This is a genomic window from Deltaproteobacteria bacterium HGW-Deltaproteobacteria-6 (assembly GCA_002840435.1).
Lineage (GTDB): Bacteria > Desulfobacterota > Syntrophia > Syntrophales > Smithellaceae > UBA8904.
The window spans coordinates 147,246-170,292 of record PHAT01000005.1 but is presented as its reverse complement, the minus strand read 5'-3'; the positions used below and the strand labels follow the sequence as shown (position 1 = coordinate 170,292).

19 protein-coding genes are annotated in these 23,047 nt (G+C 48.4%); 13 read left to right on the top strand and 6 right to left on the bottom strand.

From position 1 onward, the window contains the following. The first annotated feature begins 36 nt into the window (after positions 1–36). From trxB to CVU71_10940, 8 genes are all read left to right on the top strand, one after another. Entirely contained in the window at positions 37–999 is a 963-nt protein-coding gene (gene trxB, locus CVU71_10975) for a thioredoxin-disulfide reductase (GenBank protein PKN18039.1), read from the top strand. Between the two features lie 135 nt (positions 1,000–1,134). Continuing rightward, complete coding sequence (locus CVU71_10970) at positions 1,135–1,980, top strand: prolipoprotein diacylglyceryl transferase (GenBank protein PKN18038.1); 846 nt, start codon at positions 1,135–1,137, stop codon at positions 1,978–1,980. 13 nt (positions 1,981–1,993) lie between these two features. Then, positions 1,994–3,325 (top strand): hypothetical protein, encoded by a 1,332-nt coding sequence (locus CVU71_10965; GenBank protein PKN18037.1) that lies wholly within the window; start codon positions 1,994–1,996, stop codon positions 3,323–3,325. A gap of 17 nt (positions 3,326–3,342) precedes the next feature. Beyond that, positions 3,343–4,281, top strand: coding sequence for a hypothetical protein (locus CVU71_10960; GenBank protein PKN18036.1), 939 nt, complete (start codon positions 3,343–3,345; stop codon positions 4,279–4,281). A gap of 1 nt (position 4,282) precedes the next feature. Beyond that, positions 4,283–5,071 (top strand): hypothetical protein, encoded by a 789-nt coding sequence (locus tag CVU71_10955; GenBank protein PKN18035.1) that lies wholly within the window; start codon positions 4,283–4,285, stop codon positions 5,069–5,071. A gap of 33 nt (positions 5,072–5,104) precedes the next feature. Continuing rightward, entirely contained in the window at positions 5,105–5,434 is a 330-nt protein-coding gene (locus CVU71_10950) for a cytochrome C biogenesis protein CcdA (protein ID PKN18034.1), read from the top strand. Positions 5,435–5,505: 71 nt separating this feature from the next. Next, a complete protein-coding gene (gene tkt, locus CVU71_10945) occupies positions 5,506–7,566 on the top strand; it encodes a transketolase (GenBank protein PKN18033.1) in 2,061 nt (686 codons plus the stop codon). Positions 7,567–7,581: 15 nt separating this feature from the next. Beyond that, positions 7,582–9,276: a hypothetical protein gene (locus tag CVU71_10940; GenBank protein ID PKN18032.1), complete on the top strand. Its 1,695-nt coding sequence runs from the start codon at positions 7,582–7,584 to the stop codon at positions 9,274–9,276. Between the two features lie 7 nt (positions 9,277–9,283). On the opposite strand, the gene CVU71_10935 is transcribed toward CVU71_10940, so the two are convergent. The 4 genes from CVU71_10935 to CVU71_10920 form a co-directional block, all read right to left on the bottom strand. Continuing rightward, positions 9,284–9,862, bottom strand: coding sequence for a nitroreductase family protein (locus CVU71_10935; GenBank protein ID PKN18031.1), 579 nt, complete (start codon positions 9,860–9,862; stop codon positions 9,284–9,286). 11 nt (positions 9,863–9,873) lie between these two features. Then, positions 9,874–10,485: a site-2 protease family protein gene (locus CVU71_10930; protein PKN18030.1), complete on the bottom strand. Its 612-nt coding sequence runs from the start codon at positions 10,483–10,485 to the stop codon at positions 9,874–9,876. 207 nt (positions 10,486–10,692) lie between these two features. After that, a complete protein-coding gene (locus CVU71_10925; protein ID PKN18029.1) occupies positions 10,693–11,481 on the bottom strand; it encodes a hypothetical protein in 789 nt (262 codons plus the stop codon). Then, the gene (locus CVU71_10920; GenBank protein PKN18028.1) at positions 11,459–12,268 is read right to left on the bottom strand and encodes a hypothetical protein; all 810 of its coding nucleotides are present in this window, start codon (positions 12,266–12,268) and stop codon (positions 11,459–11,461) included. The genes CVU71_10925 and CVU71_10920 overlap by 23 nt, the downstream gene beginning before the upstream one ends. A gap of 658 nt (positions 12,269–12,926) precedes the next feature. Between CVU71_10920 and CVU71_10915 the strand changes: the two genes are divergently transcribed. The 5 genes from CVU71_10915 to CVU71_10895 all read left to right on the top strand — a co-directional run bounded on the left by CVU71_10915 (position 12,927) and on the right by CVU71_10895 (position 16,214). Further along, positions 12,927–14,264 carry a hypothetical protein gene (locus CVU71_10915; GenBank protein PKN18027.1) on the top strand — a complete coding sequence of 446 codons (1,338 nt, stop codon included), beginning with the start codon at positions 12,927–12,929 and terminating at the stop codon, positions 14,262–14,264. A gap of 72 nt (positions 14,265–14,336) precedes the next feature. Beyond that, entirely contained in the window at positions 14,337–14,753 is a 417-nt protein-coding gene (locus CVU71_10910; GenBank protein ID PKN18026.1) for a hypothetical protein, read from the top strand. A 29-nt stretch (positions 14,754–14,782) separates the two neighbouring features. Continuing rightward, positions 14,783–15,190, top strand: coding sequence for a flagellar protein FlbT (locus CVU71_10905; GenBank protein ID PKN18025.1), 408 nt, complete (start codon positions 14,783–14,785; stop codon positions 15,188–15,190). Next, positions 15,171–15,548, top strand: a complete 378-nt coding sequence (locus CVU71_10900; GenBank protein ID PKN18024.1) for a flagellar biosynthesis regulator FlhF — start codon at positions 15,171–15,173, stop codon at positions 15,546–15,548. Before CVU71_10905 ends, CVU71_10900 begins: the two co-directional genes overlap by 20 nt. A gap of 282 nt (positions 15,549–15,830) precedes the next feature. Further along, on the top strand, positions 15,831–16,214 hold the full coding sequence (locus CVU71_10895; protein ID PKN18023.1) for a flagellar biosynthesis regulator FlhF: 384 nt from the start codon (positions 15,831–15,833) through the stop codon (positions 16,212–16,214). A 56-nt stretch (positions 16,215–16,270) separates the two neighbouring features. On the opposite strand, the gene CVU71_10890 is transcribed toward CVU71_10895, so the two are convergent. Both CVU71_10890 and CVU71_10885 read right to left on the bottom strand, forming a co-directional pair. After that, positions 16,271–22,141, bottom strand: coding sequence for a hypothetical protein (locus CVU71_10890; protein ID PKN18022.1), 5,871 nt, complete (start codon positions 22,139–22,141; stop codon positions 16,271–16,273). Then, entirely contained in the window at positions 22,134–23,045 is a 912-nt protein-coding gene (locus CVU71_10885) for a hypothetical protein (GenBank protein ID PKN18021.1), read from the bottom strand. The genes CVU71_10890 and CVU71_10885 overlap by 8 nt, the downstream gene beginning before the upstream one ends. Between the last annotated feature and the right edge of the window lie 2 nt (positions 23,046–23,047).

Below are 23,047 nucleotides of genomic sequence, written 5' to 3'. Positions count from 1 at the left end.
ATTAAAGTCAGCAATAAAATATCGGGGGGATTTCATATGACAAAGGCAAACTTGCCGGAATATGATTATGATATCGTCATTATCGGCGGCGGGCCGGCAGGCTACACGGCTGGTATCTATGCCGCGCGCGCCGCGCTCAAAACGCTGCTCATTGAAGGTGCGGGCACGGTCAGCCAGATCACCATAACGGACATGATCGAAAATTATCCGGGCATTCCCGACGGCATAAACGGGTTTGATCTGATGCAGCTTTTTAAAAAACAAGCGCTGAAATTCGGTTTGGAGATCCTTCCCAATGATGTGACTTCCGTCAAACAAAGCGCTGAAACACCGGTGGTCTGGGAAGTGACTACCGGAGATAAAGTCTATAAAACCCTGAGTATTATTGCCGCAACTGGCGCAAGGTGGCGCAATCTTGGCGTGCCGGGGGAATCGGAATTTGCAGGGCGGGGCGTTTCTTACTGCGCCACCTGCGACGGGCCGTTTTACCGCAATCGCGATGTTATTGTGGTGGGGGGCGGTGATACGGCCATTCAGGAAGCGCTTTTTCTGACCCATTTTGCCAGAAAAGTTATCGTGGTTCATCGCCGTGATCGATTGCGCGCAGCGGGAATACTGCAAAACAGAGCTTTTGCCGAAAAGAAGATCGAGTTTGTCTTGAACGCGACCGTTGCGGAAATAAACGGCGCTGATTTTGTCACCGGTGTCAAGGTGAAGGATGTTCATACGGGGAAGCTAAGTGAGATAACCGCTGACGGGGCGTTTATTTTTGTCGGCCGCCTGCCCTACACGGATATATTTAAAGGTCTCGTGGAAATGGACAAAACCGGCTTTATCATTACAGATGAAAATTTACGAACAAATGCAGCCGGTCTTTTCGCCGCCGGGGATTGCCGTGTCAAGCTGTTCCGCCAGGTCGTCACAGCCGCAGGAGACGGCGCCAACGCCGTGCACAGCGCGGAGCTGCATATCGAAGATCTGAAAGGACAGACCTACTAATTTCTTATGGTCGTATCGACCCAAACGAGTTCTCTTTACCAGATTTCTTGTCCCGGTGCATCGGAATGAGAAATAATCAAAAATGGATCGTTTTTTTTAACGGATTTAATAGAAAATTTGAACGGAAATAATCTTATGGAATCTTTTATCAATGCCTGGCAGCACTTGCCGTCGCATATCAGCCCTACCCTTTTCAGTATCGGATCTTTTCAGCTGCGTTACTACAGCCTGATGTATCTGGTCGCTTTCGTCGTGGCCTACGCTCTCTTTGCTTACCGGATTAAACACAAAGAAATCAAATTAACTACAGAAATTGTGCAGGACTATATGGTCTGGGCGATGCTCGGTCTGATTATCGGAGCAAGGTTTGGTTATGCCCTGTTTTACAATTTAAGTTACTACAGCTCCCATCCGTTGGAAATTATTATGCCATTTGATTTTTCTAATGGTTTTCGCTTTGTGGGTTTGAGCGGCATGTCCTATCACGGTGGAGCTATCGGTGTGGCGATTGCGACAATTTTCTTTTGCCGCAAACACAAAATCAACTGGTGGCAATTCGGCGACTGGCTGTGCGCTGCAGCCCCCCTGGGTTATATGTTCGGCAGATTCGGCAATTTCATCAACGGCGAACTCTGGGGCCGCATAACCACGGTGCCGTGGGGGATGTATTTTCCGTTGGATGCAACGCAGAGCCTGCGTCATCCTTCGCAACTTTACGAAGCCATGCTGGAAGGCCTTTTATTGTTTGTCGTTCTGTGGGGAATGCGCAAACGTAATCCGTTCGACGGATTCATGATCGGCCTTTACATTTTCGGCTACGGTCTGGTTCGTTTCATGATCGAATTTTTCCGTGAACCGGATGCGCATCTGGGATTTGTACTCGGATTCAATACCATGGGACAAGTCCTGTGCACATTAATGATGCTCGCGGGTATTGCCATTATTTTGTGGCGCAAACAGGTTTCATCCCGTCGGAAATGATACGGAGGTCGGCATGGGAAAACATTTGGTGATTGTTGGCGGTGGGGCAGGCGGAGCATCTGCAGCGGCCGAGGCCAAACGTCATGATCCTTCTTTAAATGTTACCATGCTGCAGATGGGCAAGTTTGTTTCTTACGCTTCCTGTCCAACGCCCTATTATATTGGCGATATGATCAAGAACGAAAATAACCTCATTGCCCGGACGCCGGAAAAATTCCGTGAAAGCGGCATTGACGTGCAGCTTCATGCGGAAGTCGTCAACATCAATCCGAAGGAAAATTTTGTTGCAACAAAAAAAGGCGACCGTTTTTCCTATGACATCCTGGTCATGGCTACCGGCACATCTGCGATTTTGCCGGCCATGCCCGGAATTGATCTGCCGGGTGTTTTCTCGCTGCGCAATCTGGAAGATGCCATTCACATCAAAACCTGGCTTAAGGAGAAAAGCGCGAAACGTGTTGTTATCATCGGCGGCGGCTTTATCGGACTGGAAATGAGTGAGGCGCTCTCCGCAGCAGGGATTAAAACAACCATCATTCACAAAGACAAACTTCCGGCCAATCGCTGGGATGAGGCTCTGTCCCCCGTGATGCTGGAAGAACTTCAGGCAAATGGCGTGGAATTTATCGGCAATGCCGAGGCAAAGGCTATTGAGAATGGTAAAGAGGCAATGCTTTGTGTCACAACGGATAAAGGCGACTACGAAGGTGACCTGGTGCTTCTGGCCATCGGCGTCCGGCCAGATACGCGTCTGGCGCAGGCAGCGGGTTTAAAGATCGGATCGACCGGTGCGATAGCCGTCAATTTTGCCCAGCAGACATCTCTGCCGAATGTTTATGCCGCTGGTGACTGCTGCGAATCGTTTCACAAAGTCAGCCGGCGCTGGGTCAATATCCCGCTGGGCGATATTGCCAATAAACAGGGTCGTGTGGCAGGACGCAATATCGGCGGTAAACCGCTGACTTTTGACGGCATCGTCGGCGCCCAGTCTTTCCGTCTGTTCAGTCTGGAATGTGCGGCAACGGGGATCTCGGAGCAGGAAGCCATCGCCTGCGGCTACCAGCCTGCCAGCAACATCACCTGGGGTAATGCGATGTCGACGGCCATGGGGACGAGCAAAATCGGATTGAAACTGATTGCCGACCGATCGTCGGGCAAGTTGCTGGGCGCGCAGGCCGTTGGCCTGACCGGCGTCGTGGGGCGGATCAATGTTCTCTCCGTCGCACTCTGGGCCGGAATGGATCTTGATCAGATTGGCTGGCTGGATCTGGCTTACGCCCCTCCCTTCAGCGCAGCCTGGGACATTATTCATAATGCGGCTCAGGCACTCGGCCGCTCAATGTAATCAAAGGAATTGGATTCATGATCTGGTGGTGGATATTTTTTGCAGTCTTTATTCTGATCATGCTGGCTCTTGATCTTGGCGTTCTCAATCGCAAAACTCACGTTTTTAGAATGAATGAAGCCATGCTGTGGACCGCTTTCTGGGTAACCCTTGCCCTTTTGTTTTGTGCGGGTGTTTACTTTTTTTACGGCCACGGGAAGGCGATGGAGTTTTTGGCCGGTTACCTTATTGAATACTCTCTGAGCATCGATAATCTTTTTGTATTCATGTTGATTTTCCGTTTTTTTAAGGTACCGATTGAATATGAACACAAAGCCCTGTTCTGGGGGATATTTCTGGCGCTGGTGACACGCGGGGTCTTTATCTTCGCGGGCGTTGCGCTTATTAACACCTTCAGCTGGATCATGTATGTTTTCGGTGCTTTTCTGATTTTTACCGGGATCAAAATGGCTTTAAACAAAGAGACGGAAGTCCATCCCGACAAAAATATCGCCATAAAAATGCTGCGATTTTTTACCCCCGTTACGAAGCGTTTTTCCGGAGCCAGGTTTTTTGTCGTCAAACGCGGTGTAAGATTTGCGACACCCATGCTGGCCGTGCTTCTTGCCCTGGAAACCACCGACATTCTCTTTGCCGTTGATTCGATTCCGGCCGTGTTTGCCATTACCAAAGATCCTTTTATCATTTATACATCCAACGTTTTTGCAATCCTGGGCCTGCGGTCGCTCTTTTTCGCTATTTCCGGTTTGATGAGATTATTTCATCTTTTGCATTACGGCCTGGCGGCGATCTTGAGTTTTGTCGGCGTCAAAATGCTGATTGAGGATTTTTTCCATGTGCCTGTTGCGGCCTCCCTGATTGTGATCGCCTCCATTCTGGCTGTCTCAATAATTTCATCCGTGATTTGGCCGGAAAAAGAGGAAGGCGAAGTCCCTCCGGTCACGATGAAGGAGTAACATGATGATGCAGATCGAGTTTTCTGCCGCTTCACAAAATCAGTTGAAAAAATGGGCAAGACTCACCGACGTTAAATTTCGCCGGGCCGAAGGCATGTTTTTAGCAGAGGGAGTGAAAGTTGTTGAGGAGCTGTTGAAGAGCCATTGGGAGGTGGAGGCAATCCTTGTGCTGCCGGAAAAAATTCAGTACTGGGAAAAACTGGCGGTGCCCGGGCAGGAAAAGATTTCCTTCTATCAACTGACATGGCCGGAATGGAAAAAGCTGAGTCAGGACAAAGAACCGGAAGGGATTATGGCAGTTGTCAGGAATCAAAAGCAAGCCTCTCTTTCGTCATTTCTCAGATCGGACACCGGGCACATTTTAATCCTTCATGAAATTAATAATCCGGGCAATCTGGGCGCCCTGATGCGCAGCGCGCATTGGTTCGGCTTTTGCGGACTCATCTTAGGCCATAATTCGGTGGATTGGACGAATCCCAAGGTTATCCGCGCATCTATGGGCAGCATTTTTCATTTGGCGGTTTGGGCTGATATGGATTTATCGGCCGTGCTGTCTGAAATCAGAAAATATTATGACGTGATTGGCAGCGATGTCCGAACGGGCGTTTTGCCGCATCCCCTGACGAAAAAAACGGCTCTGCTTCTGGGTAACGAAAGTCATGGTCTTCCGGATAACTTATTGGGCCAAGTCGGCGCGCGCTGGCGTATTTCCGGCAACAGTCAGTCCGATTCGCTCAGTCTGCCCCAGGCGGCGGCTATCATGATGTATGAAATGTCGAAAAAAGGCTGAAGATTGAAGGCTGGAGGAAAGAAAGGCGGGGTAATGAGGGTATTCATTCAGGTCTTGACGACGACCGAAACGAAAGAACAGGCACAAAGGATCGCCCGGCATCTCGTGGAGGAAAAGCTGGCGGCCTGCGTGCAGATTACCGATACTGTCGAGAGCACCTATTTCTGGAAGGGCAAGCTGGTGGAAGGCTCACGGGAATATCACTGCCTGATTAAAACCCGTGAAGACCTTTTCCCTCAGGTGGAAACCGCCATCAAAAAGCTGCATACCTACGAAACTCCGGAAATTATTGCTGTGCCGATTGTCAAGGGCAGTAAAGACTATCTCCAATGGCTGGATGACAACTTAGCCGGTAAGTCTTGATAAATATTTTTCGTGCAATAATTTAATCTTTGTTTTAAGTGAAAATTCTTCAATTACTTTAAGGAGACGTTATGTCTGATAAAAATGAACTGGAAAAAAAATGCGTTGATACCATACGGTTTTTAGCTGCGGATGCCATTGAAAAAGCCAAATCCGGGCATCCGGGCATGCCCATGGGCGCGGCGGCAGCGGCCTTTACTTTATGGACAAAGCATTTGAAGCATAATCCTGGAAATCCCGCATGGCCGGATCGTGACCGGTTTGTTCTGTCATCCGGACATGCCTCGATGCTTTTATACGCCCTTTTGCACTTGACGGGTTATGAACTCTCACTTGATGACATTAAAAATTTCCGTCAATGGGGCAGTCTTACCCCGGGACATCCTGAATACAAACATACCGCGGGCGTGGAAGTCACTACCGGACCTCTGGGGCAGGGGCTGGCCAACGCCGTTGGTATGGCCATTGCGGAAGCGCATCTGGCCGCCCGTTTCAATCGCGAGGGACAATCGATTATTGACCATTACACTTATGTCATGGCCGGAGACGGGGACATGATGGAAGGCGTGGTGGCGGAAGCCTGCGCCCTGGCCGGTCACCTGTGTCTGAATAAACTCATAGTCCTTTATGATGACAATAAAGTATCCCTGGCCGGTTCCACGGGATTATCTTTTACTGAAAATGTCGAAATGCGCTTCAAGTCTTACGGCTGGCAGGTGCAGAAGGTTCAGGACGGCAACGACATCGCCGCCATCGACCGGGCCATTAAAAAGGCTAAAAAAGAAATCGGCAAGCCTTCTCTGATCTGTGTGCAAACCACTATCGGCTACGGCGCGCCCAATAAGCAGGGCACCTGCGACGCACACGGTTCGCCGCTGGGAGAAAAAGAACTGCAAGGGGCGAAAGACCGTTGCGACTGGCCGGCCAAAGAACCCTTTTATGTTTCGGATGATGTCTGCAAATATTTCCGCAAAGCTGTTTCGCGCGGTAAGAAGAGTGAAAAGATCTGGATGGAAACGCTCGCGGCATACCGGCAAAAAGATGCTCCGCTGGCCGCTGAACTCGAACGGACACTCTCCGGCGCATTACCCGCTGATTGGCAGGCGGCGCTTACTGAATTTCCTGCCGGTTCCAAAGATGTCGCCACCCGCAAAGCCTCGGAAATCGTCATGCAGGCTATTGCGGCAAACGTTCCGGAACTGGCCGGAGGTTCGGCGGATCTTAATCCCTCGACGTTTACCTGGCTTAAGGGTCTGGGCGATTTCCAGAGCCCGGTTTTCTCCCGGGAGGGGCTGCACGGCATGGTGGGCGGCGCCTGGGATTATTCGGGACGAAATATTCATTTCGGCGTGCGCGAGCACGCGATGGGTTCTGTAGCGGTGGGTCTCGCATTGCACGGCGGCGTCGTTCCTTACACGGCAACCTTTTTAACTTTTGCCGACTACATGCGTCCGCCCATGCGGCTGGCCGCTTTGATGGGTTTGCGCGCTATCTTTGTTTTCACACACGACAGTATCGGGGTGGGGGAAGACGGCCCGACGCATCAACCCGTTGAGCAGATTATGAACTTGCGTCAAGTCCCCAACATGACCGTGCTGCGTCCTGCGGACGCCAATGAAACACTTGAAGCCTGGCGTCTGGCACTGACCAACACCAAAGGTCCTACCACGCTGGTGTTCAGCCGTCAGAACTTGCCCGTGCTGGATCGGCAGATCCTGGCTCCCGCCGCCGGGGTGCGTCAGGGCGGTTATATTTTATGGGACTCGTCTGTGCTGGAACCGAATATTATTCTTCTGTCCACCGGTTCGGAAGTCGCCATGACACTGGATGCCGGCCGCAGGCTGGCGCAGGAAGGACTTCGGGTGCGCGTTGTGTCATTGCCCAGTTGGGAAATATTTGATCGTCAGCCCGAGGAGTACCGCAATAAAGTTTTACCCCCGCATGTCCATGCCCGTCTTGCCGTGGAAGCCGGCATCAAATTGGGATGGGAGCATTATGTAGGGCTTTCGGGCAGAATTATCGGCATGGAAACCTTCGGCGCGTCCGCGCCCGGGCCGGTACTTTATGAGAAATTCGGTTTCACACCCGCCAACATTGTTGCGGTGGCGAAAGAAATGCTGTCGATTCGTTAACGGAGGAGACCTTTAGTGAAGACAACAGGCATTTCTTTTTTGCTCGGCGGCTATCAGAGCGCCGTAACCAACGCTTTGGAGAAAATGCGCCGCAGCAACATTGCCGCGCGGATCTGGGCAAATGATTTTCATGTCTGGAAGCCGGCGCCTGAGGGGATTTCCAATCGAATGGGGTGGCTGCACGCCCCCGTCGAAACGTCCGCAAATGCCGGCAGGATCCGTGCGTCTCTTACGCCCTTTACGAACGGCAGCATTGACGATGTTGTCCTTCTGGGCATGGGCGGGTCGAGTCTGTCGGCGGAAGTTTTCCATAAGATGATCGGCAGTGCGCCTGGTTTTCCCGGACTGCAAATTCTGGATACCACCGATCCTGCGGCCATTCGCAACGTGGCTGAAAAGCTCAACCTGGAAAAAACACTTTTCATTGTTTCTTCAAAGTCGGGGACGACTTTGGAAATCATTTCGCTTTTTAATTATTTTTATAACTTGGCCGACGGAAAACAGGGAATATCAGCCAATGAACACTTTATGGTCATTACCGATGAAGGCAGTCCGATGCTGGAACAGGCCTGGCAATTGCAGCTTCCGTATGTTTTTTCCAACAACCGTAATATCGGCGGCCGTTATTCGGCGCTTTCCCTGGTGGGCATGATCCCCGCGGCTTTAATCGGTGTGCAGATCGAAAAACTGTTGCAAAACGCGGCGGCCGTTGCCGCCCAGGAAAAGGCGGATTTTTTTTCCGGCAAAGGCGACTCCACCGGATGTATTCTGGGCGCCGCTTTAGGAACCCTGGCGCAATATGGTCGAGACAAACTCACATTTATCCTTCCTGATTCATGGCAATCTTTCGGTGATTGGCTGGAACAACTGATTGCGGAGAGCACCGGCAAAGAAGGCAGGGGAATTCTGCCGGTATTGAACGAACCGCCGGTGGATGTGAGCGTCTATGGAAAAGACCGTGTCTTCGTCGTTTTCTATGATGAACGTGAAGAATGGAATTCACGAATAACCGAACTGGCAACCGCCGGACATCCTGTCCTGAAAATCCGGATTAATGATGCCTATGATCTGGGCGGCCAGATGTTTCTGTGGGAAATGGCGACGGCTGTCGCCGCTCATCTCATGGGAATCAACCCGTTCGATCAACCGGATGTCGAAGCGACCAAAATGCATACCAACCGGATGATCGAGGAACACAAAAACAGTAAGGAATGGCCTGTGGCGCAACCGTCGTTCGCCGCTGCCGACTGCGATGCTTATGGTGATGCTTCCGGATCGACCATTTCCGAAATGCTGACAAAATTTCTGTCGTCAGCTGCGGCAAATGCTTATGTGGGCCTGCAGATTTATTTGAGCCCGTCGCCGCAAATCGACTGCGCGCTTGCAGAGTTGCGAGCCGCGATTTCCCGCAACCATGGCATGGCCGTAACGGTTGGCTATGGTCCCCGTTATCTGCATTCGACAGGCCAGTTGCACAAAGGCGACGCGGGCCGCGGCCTGTTTATACAGATGACTTCTGCAGACAAATCGGACCTGGATATTCCCGACACGCTGGGTAAATCCGGCTCTTCGCTGACCTTCGGCGAGCTTAAAGCCGCGCAGGCCGAGGCAGATCGGCTCGCGCTGATGGATAAAGGGCGCAAAATTATCCGTATCCACTGGAAAAAAGATGCCGTCGCCGGGTTGAAAAACCTGGCGGCCGACCTTTAGGCGCCCATTAACGCGCTTCGGTAATCACACGAAGAATTTCCGGCGCATGCCGCTCTGAGGCGGCAGGAATCGCTTTGGGATACCCCAGAATAATCGGTGCGATGATCCGGTAATTGTCCGGAATGCCGAGCTCGGCTCTTAATTTAGGATCGCGGATATTCGCACCCAGGGCGACCCAGCAGGTGCCCAGTCCTCTGGCTGCAGCAGCAAACATGAGGTAGCTTGCGGCGAGCGCGCAATCCACGTCCAGCGAGCCCACCGATTTTGCCCCGACGATATAAATCACGGAGGGCGCATTATAGAATACGTTGAAATTTTCGTTTTGCAGCATCGTCACATAGTCGGGATTGAGCCTGATTTTTTTTTCGGCATTATCCCTGAGAAGATTGGCTTTGCTCTCATCGGACAATGCCTTGATCGTTTTGCGGCAGGAAACCACGGCAAAACGGCAGGGTTGATTGTTGCTGGCAGATGGCGCGAGCGTTGATTCCTGAAGGATTTCTTCAATGACCTTCCACGGCACTTCTTTTCCCTCAAAATCCCGGATCGCCCTTCTTTTCTGCAAAAGTTCGGAAAATGTCATCATGGTGTTTCTCCTTATGAAGATAAAAATAAAGATATTAAAGTCATAATGCCGTATTGGAAAACGTCAATTACGGGATTAAGCGCGCCTAAAAGCAGCAGGCCCAGAACAATAAAAAAACCAAAGGGTTCAATTTGATACAATACGCGGTTGAACGATTCGGGTGTGAACCCCATCAGGATTTTCGAGCCATCCAGCGGCGGTATGGGGATCAGATTGAACGCGGCCAGCATGATGTTGATATGCGCCAGCAGATAAAGGACCTGATAAATCATGGTGCCGGGTTCGGGAGAAATCAAACGCCATAGAAACAGCGCGCAAAAAGCGATAATGATGTTGGCTGTAATGCCGGCAGCTGATACCAGAATCAAGCCCTTGCGTCTTTGCGGCGCGGGAATGTTATCCATGTTGATCGGGACCGGTTTGGCCCAGCCGAAACCGATGATTAAAAGCATCAATGATCCGATGGGATCAAGATGCTTCAGCGGATTGAGCGTAAGTCTGCCCAGCCATTTGGCTGTCTCGTCGCCCATTTTGGAGGCTACCCAGCCATGCGCTACTTCGTGAAAAATAACGGAATACAAAAGCAGCACGGCCAGCATGACGAATGCGGCCGGATCCCTCATTAATAGACTGATTAAACCCATAATGTCCCTCAACCATCTTTTTCAAGATTAATTACGGTTCTGTTCCAAGCTGTTGGGAAGCATAAATCATGGTGCCGGGATATTCAACAAGAAGTTTCATAACGGTTCCCGAATGCCGATCAGGACAACTGATTATTTCAACCGTTTCCCGACGTCGTCGCGCTTAAAAGCCTGCGACAGGAAGCATTATGTTGACTGAAGAAGTGAAAATTGAATTTCCACGCGCCGGTTTTTCAGGCGGTCCGCATCGCTTATGTTAGGCACGATGGGATGGTATTCGCCGAAGCCTTTGGTTGCGACCTGACCCGGATTGGCGCCCAGTTGTAGAAGTATTCTGGCTACCTGGGTGGCGCGGTCCGCGGAAAGCTCCCAGTTCGACGGATAGCGCTGAGAGCGAATAGGACGATCGTCGGTGTGACCCTGAACTTCGACAGACAATTCCGGGTGGCTGATAATAAAAGCGGCTAACTTTTCCAGCGTCGGTCCGGCGTCCGTTTTCATTTGCGCCTTTCCCGAATCGAAAAGGATTTGTTCAGGAAAAGTGATCACAAGAAATTGGGCGCGGCGTTCCACTGTCACGCCCGCATGGTCTTCCCGATTGCCGAGAAGACGATGCAGGTCATCTTCGAGAGTCATGACCGCTTGCTTATCGACGATATCGGGTGTCCGGCTGACGGCGGGTTCGGGGGCCGGTTTAACGGCAGCGGTCGCCAGGCGTGCGGCAGGAGCAGCTACCGCTTTGGCTGGAGTGGATTTGCCGGCCTGAACAATCGGAGCGGCCAGCAGGAAAACAAAAAAAATCATCAGCAGCATCAGCAGATCACTCAAGGTCAAAAGCCAGATTTCGTTGCTATTGGCGGATTCTGTTTTGCTTTTTAATGACCGCAGCGGTTGAGCGGACTTTTGCAAAGACAATTGCTTATTTTGATTATCAGGAAATCTGGTCATGGCATTATCCGTTTGCCTGGCTTGCATGCAGCGGTGTTTTCACAAGGCTGATATTGGATATATAAGGTTCTGATGGAATACCGGCCAGCGTCTCCAATTTATATTGAAGGGCACGGGGATGCTCCCCGTCGTAGATATCCAGAATTCCTTCTATAATCATGTCCATTCTTAATAAGTCCTGATCCATGAATTCCCGAAGCTTATTGGACAGGGGAACAAAACAAATATTCGCGAGAACGACACCGTAGAAAGTGCTGAGCAGCGCAATTCCCATATATCCGATAAGATTCTGCGGAGAACTGAGATGTCCGAATGTGCGGATGAGATTGACGACTGTTCCGGCAAGACCCATGGCGGGAGCCAGTTTGGCCATGCTGCAGAGAATTTTATGGGCGGTTTCGTATTGATTGACACGCAACAAGGCCTCTTTATGTAAAATCTGTTCCACATTTTCGCGGCTGAAATTGTATGACATCAGACCGACGCCCTTATGGATGAGGCCCGGAGGCAATTTTTCCCCCTCACGCTCCAAGGTCAGAATGCCGCCCTTTCTATAGACCCGGGATAATCGAACCAATGTCTGGACAGTCCAACGGACTTGCTGATTGCCGCCGAAAGATTGTTTCAGAAACCGGATGGTCATTACCAGTTTTTGCATGGGATAGGCCAGCAGTGTCGCAAAAAGGGTTCCGCCAAAAACAATAATCAAGGCATTGATGTTGGAGGCAATCCCCAATTCCTGCACTTCCAGATGAAAAGATAGAGCAAATATGCCTATTAATATAATAAAGGAAACTATCGCCTGGGCAATCATGAAAGACCTCCTGAACAATCATTCTTCAATTCAAAAGATATTAGAGCAGTAATTGTGCCAGATGGAAGTTAAGTCAAATATTTATGTAAGTATCTATTATTTGAGGATATAATAAAAAAGGATAGCGTTCGGCAGCTGATGGTTATTCTTTTCCCGGTTACATCAGGAATTTTTTTCCGGGTAATGATGGTTATCAGACGGCCAGATGTTTATTTGACCGGCAACTATTTCCATCATTTTATCAGTATAGTGATCGGGATATTGATGGGATAGACAAGGACCGTCATCGCAACGAATGTTTTGGGACTAAAAAGCGCAATTCGATGCCCTGAGATTGCTTGGTCATCAAGACCTGTTTGCGTATTTCAGGGGGGAAGCTTACTTCGGTGGCTGCTTCTTAAGGCACTTTACGCTCTCGGGAAGATGCGGTCTAACCATTTAGATTTTTTTATATTTTACTAATAAGTCCGGGAAGCCCTAAAGTTTTGTCCAGCTAGTCCGATAATGTGTCTAAAGGAATCGACAATAAAAGTAACAAAGGAGGTGGGCAGACAAGGCCAGTCACAAATCGGAAAAAATCAGCGCCGACAGCCATCGGCAAAACCAAAAAAGCTGACCAGAATGGTCAGAAAAACAACCTAGAAAAGGAGAAAAAATCATGGCTATTAATGACATATCATTAACCACAGGAATGAGATCCAACCTTCAATCTCTTCAGAACACAGTTACCCTTTTGGACCGCACACAAAACCGCCTTTCCACAGGCAAAAAAGTTAACACAGCAATGGACAACCCGGTATCCTATTTTGCTGCGCAGGCATTGAACTCCCGCGCGGCCATTATCGATGGTTTGAAGGATGCAATGGGTCAGGCCGTTCAGACGATCACCGCCGCCGATAAAGGCATCACGGCGCTCAGCACAATGATTGAACAGGCCAAAGGTCTTGCGCAGTCCGCACAGAGCGCGGCTGCTGGCACCACCCCGACCACTATTGAGAAAAATGCGACTATTGAAGTTCAGTATTCATCGGTTTCTGCGACATTTGTGGCTTCCGGTATTACTTACGGTCAAACATTTATTGTAGACGGTACTTATACGTTTACTGTAACTTCCGGCGGGTGGGATGGTACCACTTCTGATCTGGTGGCAGACATTGGCGCAAACACGACCATGATAGCAGCCGGTTACACAGCTTCTGTCGTCGGTGGCAGCGTAAGAATTTCTAATACCGGGGCAGACGTGGTAGTTGGTGATATTACAGGCAGTGCCGCTACCCTGGGGAAAACTGAAGCAGTTGCCCACATGGAAACCTTCTCAGTCAGTTTAACCATCAGTGATGCTGCCGTATCGTTCAGCGCAACAGGCGCAACCGCTGCTGATGCCGCCGCTGCTCTGGCCACGGCCATCGAAGGTAATACTGCAATTGATGATGCTGGAACACTGGTTTCAGCCGCCGGAGCGGTCACTGCGGCGTTTGCTTATATACCGTCCGCTGAAATGACATCAATCGTTGGTCAGTACAACACGTTGCGTACTCAGATGGATGAGTTGGCGGAAGACTCCGGGTATAAGGGTAAAAACCTTCTGAGCTCCGATACCATGACCGTTAAGTTTGAAGGCACCACACTGGATGTGGTAGGCTTTGATGCATCAACAGGTGTTGCCGGCCTCAATATTGCCGCAGCAACTGCAACTGCTTGGGGCGCTACACCTGCAAACATTGACGCCGCCATTACGGCTCTTGATGCTGCGACAACCACTCTGCGTTCGGAAGCGTCCAAACTTTCCGGCAACTTGAGTATCATCACCGTTCGTCAGAGCTTCTCGACGAACATGATTAATACGCTGAATTCAGGTTCGGATATGCTGACACTGGCCGATTCGAACGAAGAAGGCGCCAACATGCTGATGCTGCAGACCCGTCAGTCTCTTTCCACCACGGCTCTGAGTCTGTCGGCGCAGGCAGCCCAGTCGGTTCTGAAACTGTTCGGATAAATAATAAGTAGTTAAGGAATTGGGGCGGGGGAAGAAGTCCCCCGCCTTAATTCCGGTTAAAAGGTGCAGCTTATGAATATTCAAAATATTCAAATTGCTCAAGGCTTATTCCGAACGGTTGAGGAAAGACTGAACTCCAGAAGGGAGAATATTTCCTCGCAAAACAATACTTCCCCGCCTCAGGATAATGTGCCTGAGGCAACGGTTGGTAGTTCGAAGGTTTCCGGGGACGGGAGTTTAACTGAGGTTGTCTATCCGCCTTTTTTCCCGATAGGCAATACCCAGGATATCCTTCTCATCGAGGGGATCAAACAGATGACCGGAGAAGATGTAAAAAGTCCGTTATCTGTTCCAGTGGAAGAGCAAAAAGCGATAAAACAACAAGAAAACGACAAGACGGCATCTCCGGATAACAGTGCGGTGAAAGCCAAGGCGCCTCAGGTAAAACCTGTTGGTAATCCTGGTGTTGTACTTGATTTTAATGTCTAGAGCCTAAGGGAAAGTTAAGGGAAAATCTTATGGCGCTCAAGATAACGCTGAAGCCTTGTGAAAAATTCATTCTGGGTGGAGCGGTCATCGCCAACGGTGATGCCAAAAGTACTTTTGTCGTTGAAAATGATGTGCCGATCCTGCGTGAAAAAGATATTATGACGCTGGCATCGGCAAACACGCCCTGCAAAAGAATATATTTTGCCATACAGCTGATGTATGTTGATGGCAAAAATCTGCCGGAGCACCACAAAACATTTTGGGAACTGGTCAAGGATGTGGCCAAAGCTGCGCCCAGCAGAAAGCCGGTCCTGCAGGAGATCAGTGAAAAAATACTTGATGAACGGTATTACCAGGCGCTGAAACTGACAAAAAAACTCATTGAATATGAACAGGAGGTTATCGACCGTGTACGCAATGCAACTCGAAGCTTATAGAACAGCGCATAATACCAATGATAACATGTCCGGACGGGATATCGAAGCCGCAGCTCTGACGCGCTGCGCCCTGATGCTTTCCGCTTGTCAGAATAATTGGAATGCCGCCGGTCGTGATGCACATCTGGACGAAGCATTGAGAAACAACCAGATGGTCTGGAGTATTCTGCAATCGGAACTGGCGAATGATGACAACCCCCTGCCTATCGAGATTCGCAACAATCTGCTTACTCTCAGCGTCTTTATCGACAAAAGGATCATTGAGGTCATGGCTAGTCCTGAGCCTGAAAAGCTCCAGATTCTGATTGACATCAATCTAAATCTGGCAGCGGGATTGCGCGGCAGTTCGGCGGACTAGAAAAAAGGTCAGCGCTTCCAGTTCATTGCTGGCAGCGAAGGCTGTGCATTTCAACAGGTAACTTTAAATGCAGAACATGGAATTTCATTCAGCTGAAATTCGGCGACAAAACCCCCCAATCATCATGGCCATTTATTTGCTGGAATGACCACATTATCGATAATGTGTTTTCTTCCATCAAGGCTCCGGGTAAATTTTTGAAACAGCATGCAAAATGGCCGGATGCCATGCTTGTCAATTTGAAGGTTTCGAGGTAAGCTGATTTGGTAGAGGTTCAAAATAGTGTACACGAAGCAACTCGATGCCTATAGAAAAGTTCAGAATATTGATAATACATCGGGAAGGGATATTGAAGCCGCCGCCTTGACCCGGTGCGCGGTTCTGCTTTCCGACTGCCGGAAAAACTGGGATGCTCCTGATCATGACGCAGCGCTGGCCGATGCGCTCCGCGTAAACCAGGTGGTCTGGAGTATTTTGCAGTCGGAACTGATCAAGGACGACAACCCTTTGCCCGTTGAGATTCGTAACAATATTCTAACACTGAGCGTCTTTATTGATAATAGAATTATTCAGGTCATGGCGCAGCCGGATCCGGAAAAACTCAAAATTATTATTGACATTAATCTGAATCTGGCCGCGGGTCTTCGCGGGAGCCCGGCAGATTAAGCATTGCCGGATCCCTCAAATGACGTTGCGTTTATCCTCGTGCGGACCAGAATGCCCTAGTTTGCCATCTCTTTATTGATCTGTTCAAGCAATTCCATGGTTTCCATATTGCTTATTTTATTTTCAATCTCCGCGTTGAGGATGAGCAAAGCCTTGTCATTCTTTCCGATGGTATGAAAGTTTCTGGATAATTTGTTCAGCAAGGTGGAAATGCTTATCCTTTTCTCCTTCATTGAACTGAATATTTCATGCGATTTGTCGTTTTCCCCTTGCAGGCAGTGAATGGCCCCTTTCAGAACCAGTGCCGGGGCGTAGTCGGGCATGGCTTTGAGTTGATTTTCCAGTGCGTGAAACGCCCTGTCCAGCGAACCTGCGACCATTTCACACATCGCGTAGAGATTGATACATTCTTTGAGTTTTGTCTTCTGTGCCATGGCTTTGGTTGCTGCTTCCAGCGCTTCATTAAAGCGATTAAGAGACAAGAGCGCTGCAGTAAGTTGTGTGTAAATTTCGGGTAACGGATCACCGAATGTAAAATTCAAGAATTCCTGATGACTCGGTAATGAAGCATTCTTTTCGTAAAGAGACAGAAGCTTGAGCCACAGTTCTACAGATTCTTCATATTTATTAAGCAGATGAGCTTGCTTGGCCAGTTCATAAATATATTTCATGTTGGTTGGGTCGCTTTCATATTTGATTTTCCCCAACAGATAATAATCAATGCCTTTCTGGGCGTCCCGCTCCATATCCAATTTCCCGTAGTGATGAACAATAATGTTACTGGGATGGATTGGAATTTTAGCCTTTTTCAATGAACTCTCCAGCAGTTCATGAACGGGATTGATAAAGAAAACCTCTTTTCTTCTCGGGTAAAGGCGGACCTTCGGGCTAGGCACCCATCCGGCTCCCGCTTCTTCGGGGTATTGCCCGGTGTTCGGCATCCATCCAATCACACTCATGTTATTCAAGTAATTTCTCGTGATGATGGAATACGCGGCAGGTGACGACGACTTCTTGTGAATGATGTCTTTGAGTTCTTTAAAATCCAGAGGCGACAGAACCTCATCAGCGTCCAGTATCAGTATCCAATCGCCCGTAGCATATTTGAGTGATTCATTGCGAGCGGCCGAAAAATCGCCTGTCCAGGGGAACTCAAATATTTTTGCCCCGAAGATTTTACCGATATCAATGGTTCTATCCGTTGAGCCCGTATCCACCATAATTATTTCATCGACGACATCCCTCACGCTTTTTAAACATCTGACCAGATGTTTTTCTTCATTTTTCACAATCATGCAAAGCGACAGAGTGCCTTTTTTTGATGTTTTTTCAATTTGAAGAGGGCCAACGTTTTCACGGACAGCCACGGCAGCATTCAGAATGCTGTCGTCCAGGCCATACGAAACAAGCACATCTTGAATAAGAATCAAAGCCTCAGTAAATTTGGCCTGCTGGATGAGAATATCTATGAATAAAAAGGCAATATTCTTGTTGCTGGGATACCGGTTGGCAACTTCCCGAAAATCGGCTTCTGCGTCATCGAACAGACCCAAAGAAGAGACAACTGAGTAATAAAGCGAACTGGCATCCGGTAAGGTTGGCGACAGAATGAAGCCCTTTTTCAAATGGGTCAGGGCTTCATTTTTTTTATCATCCATTCCCCAATCCAGAACGCCCAGATTGGTATAGGCTTCGCCATAACCCGGATCAGCATTAATAGCCTTCTGAAAACAGGATAACGCTTCCGGTTTATCACCTTTTTTATACGCCAGGACGCCTTTTAAATTCAGCGCGGGAGGGTAGTTTTCGTTCAAAGACAACATTTTGTCCAAATACCCGGCCGCTTCATCATCCAGCCCGAGACCCTCCTTGGCATAACCCGCACATTCCAGACCCTTAAGTTCACTTTTTGCGGTTTCGGGCATGGTCCCGACAACTTCCCATGCCTCGGAAAATCTTTTGGATTCAATAAACATGCGGGTCAGCTCATAATAAATTTCCTTTGCGTCCGGGGAAAATTTAATGCAATTAACGAGAGCCTCAACGGCCTGATCGATTTTTCCCTGTGAATATAAAATATCGGCAAATTCAGAAGCTTTCAGAATAGCCATTTTCCTGCCTTCAGGGGTTGCCATGCTGAGGGACCACTTTTTATCGATGACCTGCCGGTCACCGGACGATCTTTTTCCTCCGGAATGATAAATGAATACATCTCCACAAATGTAATTTTGATAATCTTCCAGTGCGGATCTCCAGCAGAGATCTTCATCCTCAAAACGACCGGAGTCGAAACGTTCGTCGAAAAGGCCGATCTTTTCCACGAGTGTCCGCTTGAACAGCATGCAGAATCCTTTAATATCGCGGTAGGGAATCCGGCGGTTGTGAAATCGTTCTTTAAAGGCTGCCGCTAATTTATCGAGTCGATCCGCAGTTTGATAGGCTTCGTCCGTTACCTGCTGAAGACCGTTGGTGCTGTTGGTCATGGGGCCGACGATGCCCGCAGCAGGTGCATGGTTCAGGCATTCCAGCATTCCGGAAAGCCAGCCTTCGCTGACCACCGTATCGTTATCTATCAGGACAATCCATTCACCCGTGGACAGATTGATGCCCTGATTCCGACCTTTTGGAAGTCCAACATTTTTTTTGTTCTCAATCAAACGGCAGTTTTTATTTTCCCTGATCTGACCTTGCAGCCATTTGACGGTGCTGTCGGTAGAGCCGTTATCAATAAAAATAATCTCATGGGCTTCCGATGTATATTTGCGGATGCTTTTGACGCATTTTTTTGTTTGATCTAGCCGGTTTTGCGTGAGAATGATAATGGATGTCATGCCGGTAATGAATTCAGGATTCATCAGCGGAGAAATTTCTTTTACGGCGTCAGATTCCGCCGCCTGCTTTTGTTGAGCTTTTTGACGGTATAAAGCCAGAATCCTGTTGTTTTCATCCCGTTGTTTTTCCCTGTTGCTGTGTTCAATGCTTTCGGGGGACTTTAAATATAATCCAAGCGGCGTTTTGATGTGAAAAAAATTGTGGGTTTGCGATATGCGCAACCAGAATTCATAATCACCCGATGACACCATTGAGTCGTCAAAATATCCGTATTCATGATGAACGGATCGTCGCCACATCGGTTGCGGTCCCATAAAACATCCTTGATTGAGCAGGACGCTTCTGTCCCAGTCATACCATCTGTAATGGCCGCAAGGTGTATGCTGATCGAAGGTTTCATTTTCCTTTTCCGTTATGATCACATCGGCATAGACCAGGGTAATTTCCGGTTTTCTTTCAAGCTCATTAACCATGATTTCAAATGCATCTTTGCGGTGACGATCATCGGTATTGGCATTGGTGATATATTTTCCTGAAGCGGCCTTTATTCCTCTGTTCCAAGCCGCGTAGACTGTTTCGCGTTCTTCGGTTCTGATGTACTTGATATTGGAGTATTTTCTTTGAAACTCCTCCACGACGGCACGTTCCTTTTGCGGAGAACAACTATCCACAACGACAATTTCCAGTTTATCTGCAATCGTCTGAGCTTCAAGATCCTCAATGCACCCACGGATGAAGCGTTCGGAATTATATGCCGAGACGATGGCCGAGACGAGATAATCTTCCGTTGAATTTGTGACATCAGTTTCAGCGGGATCAACCTGCTTTGGCTTCATGTCGTGATTCTGGCCGCCGAGCATTGCAAACCATCTACAGGCGTCAGTATTGGCAGGGTCAATATCGAGGACTCTCCTATAAAAGTCTTTTGCGCGATCCAGCTGTCCGTTATCAGTTGCAATATGACCGAGCACCAAAAGAACTTCAATATCAGCCGGATTAATTGACAGGATTTTAATGTATAGTTGTAAAGCCTTTTGCGTTTCTTTTTGTCTGGTGTAAAGGAAATTAGCCATGCTTTTTAAAAAGGTGATGTTATTCGGTTCTAACTTTACCGCCAGTTCATAATGTTCAAGAGCTTTCTCACTGTTTACCGTTTGGGAGTAGAGCGTCGCAAGATCATGATGGGCTATGCCAAGATTAGGATGATCAACGAGAACTTTCTCCAGTGCCTCAATGGCCATGACATGGTTATTTTGTTCCAGCATTTTTCTGATATTGTCATATTGTTCTCCGGGAAACAACGCTTCCTTCTGTTCCCTGGGAGACAACCATTCCTTTTGGATGATTTCTTCCTGCAAAGCTCTGTAATATTCTCCTACGTTTAACCCCCTCTGCTTTTCCCACACAAACAGCGCAGTGCCCAACCAATAAATATGCCAGGCCAGATAATGTCCAAGAAGCGGAGGCCCTGCGTCTACCAGCTGCTTTTCAAATTGCGCAATGTTATTGATACACATCTGGATTTTTTGAGCAGGATCGGTGCAGCTTTCTGCTTCAGCTTCAAAATACTGGGTCATGTCCAACATGTAATCTTTGGCCGATGGATGCGTAAAATGATACACACAGCAATCATCGGAAAACTGGATGACTCGTGTATTCTGTGGATTCCTCGGTCTGAAATTGGAGTGTATCACATTGGCAATAATGGCCCGGTCCCTGTTTATTAAAAAAGGAAAATAACTTATGTACCATGGTGATCGTTTATCATGAATGCCAAATGAATAATATTTGCGAGGGACATAGATCAGGTCAAGTTCCCCTTTGGTTTCAGATAGCATATTCCTGACATTCTGGATGAGGTTATAGGTCGGTATTTCAGATGCTGTCCCGAAGAATATCCAGTTATTGCTGGCCTGTTGGGCATCGCCTACCGTGTCTCCATGACCTCTTGGGCTAAACGGTCTGTCAATAATTTTGACCCGCTCGCCGAATTCCTCGCAGATTGCCCTGGTTCTGTCCGTTGAGGCCTTGATAAACACGATGATCTCGTCCGCCCAGCGCACCGCGTGCTCTAAAACATACCGGATGCGGGATTCTTCGTTATAGACTGTAATCATGAAGGTTATGGGTATGTTCATATTATTTGATTTCTCCATAGATTCTCCAGTTGTTCTTCCCAGATTATTCAGAAACGCATGATGCCTGGAAATCATGCGCGATAATCGTTGTGATTCATCTTCTGTTTTCATCATTGTGTTTGCAACTTCACAATATCGATCGAATAAGTCTTTTTTGTCGATCATCAGCGCTGTGGTTTCGAGAATGGTGAAAAGTGTCTGTTTCAGACCGTCATCAATGACACGATTAACGGTTTCATCATTGTATTGATCGCCTGATAAATATCTGCAATTTAAGCGAATCAATAGAGCCGTCTGATCAAGGAAATCGTCTTTAGCCCAGGTTTCCCACATATAGTTCGATTCGTGGGCATGGTATTTGGCCATCGGTTTTTTGACCTTGATAACCGGAAACCGGGAAGCGGCTCTGAACCAGTATTCAGCGTCGGGACTGTATTCCAGTCTTTCATCAAATGGACCGATTGTCTCACTGACATCTCTATGCCAGAAATTGCCTGAAGCCAGGGGGAGACGGATCCCACGGATGGTTTCCGCGCCTGCTTTGCAGATGACATATGGAGCGGCAATACTGGCGTCCTGTAAAACGACGGCGGGGGTTTGTCTTGAGCGGAGGATGTCGCGAATGTGATGAACGGCGCCCGGGTAATACTCATCATCCGAGCATAACAACCCCATCCACTTGCCTTTTGCATACGCAATACATTTATTCCAGTTTCTGACCATTCCAATATTTGCTTCATTCCGGAAGAATCTGACATAATCTTTGCCGGCCAGAAGTTCTTTCAGGCGGTTGGATATTGCTTCATCGGATGCGTTGTCTACGACGATCACCTCAAGGTCCCCGGGTGAAGGCCCGATGCTTTCGATTGCCCGAATAACCTGATCAACCCGGTTCCACGTCGGTATTAATATGGAAAGAAGGGGGGTGGTCTCTTTCATTGTTTTTGTCTTATTCATTTTTTGCCTCGGCGCTTTTTCCGATGTATGCTTCCAATAGTTTTTTTATCCCCAGGTTCAGGTTGTATTGCTGGGACCAGCCCGGAACTTCAGCATATTGGGGATAAGGATTCATTACTTCCCTTGGTCTATATGGAATACCACCCCAATTTATAGATATTGGTTTTTCAAATTTTTCGGAAAATAATTTAACCACATCTTTTAATGAATGCAGATCCTTTGAAGAAACGCTATAATTTTTTTCCAGTTGAGGGTAACCTTTGTGCAGTGCTTGTATCGTCAGCAGATAAGCGGAGATGACGTCATCTATGTAAACAAGGTTGATCAGTTGTTCGCCGGGCGACATTGACAATGTGGCGCCGCTTTCCATCGCATCCAGGAGGTACCGGAACAGCTTCCGGCGATTGTCGTTAGCTCCATAGGTATCGAATAATTCCAGATTAACAATTCTGACAGATGATGTCTCAACATAATAAAGGAGAATATCCTCGAAGGCTTTTTTAGTGGCTGCATAAAGAGCGACGGGGTTGTAAGGCATATTCTGATAATGCTGCCAGAAAGAGGAGGTATTGATGAACCACTTTATCCCTGCCCGAGTGCCGCTTTCTATAACGCGAGATCCGAATAAAACATTCGCATCAATTAACTTATCAATATCAACGGTGTCATGGTTTGCAATAAAATATCCGGCCGAATGCACGATGCCTTCAATTTCCTGTTGCTTCAGGGTATTGATTAATTTGCCTACACTTTCATATTCAACAGGAATAACATTCCTGTGCAGCATGGTCTTGTCCGATGCCTGTCGCATTAATGCATAGATTTGGTTGTCGCTGTCATTTGCCAGTGCGCTGGAAAGGTTTCTTCCGATAAAACCTGTGGCACCCGTTACCAGTATTTTCATAT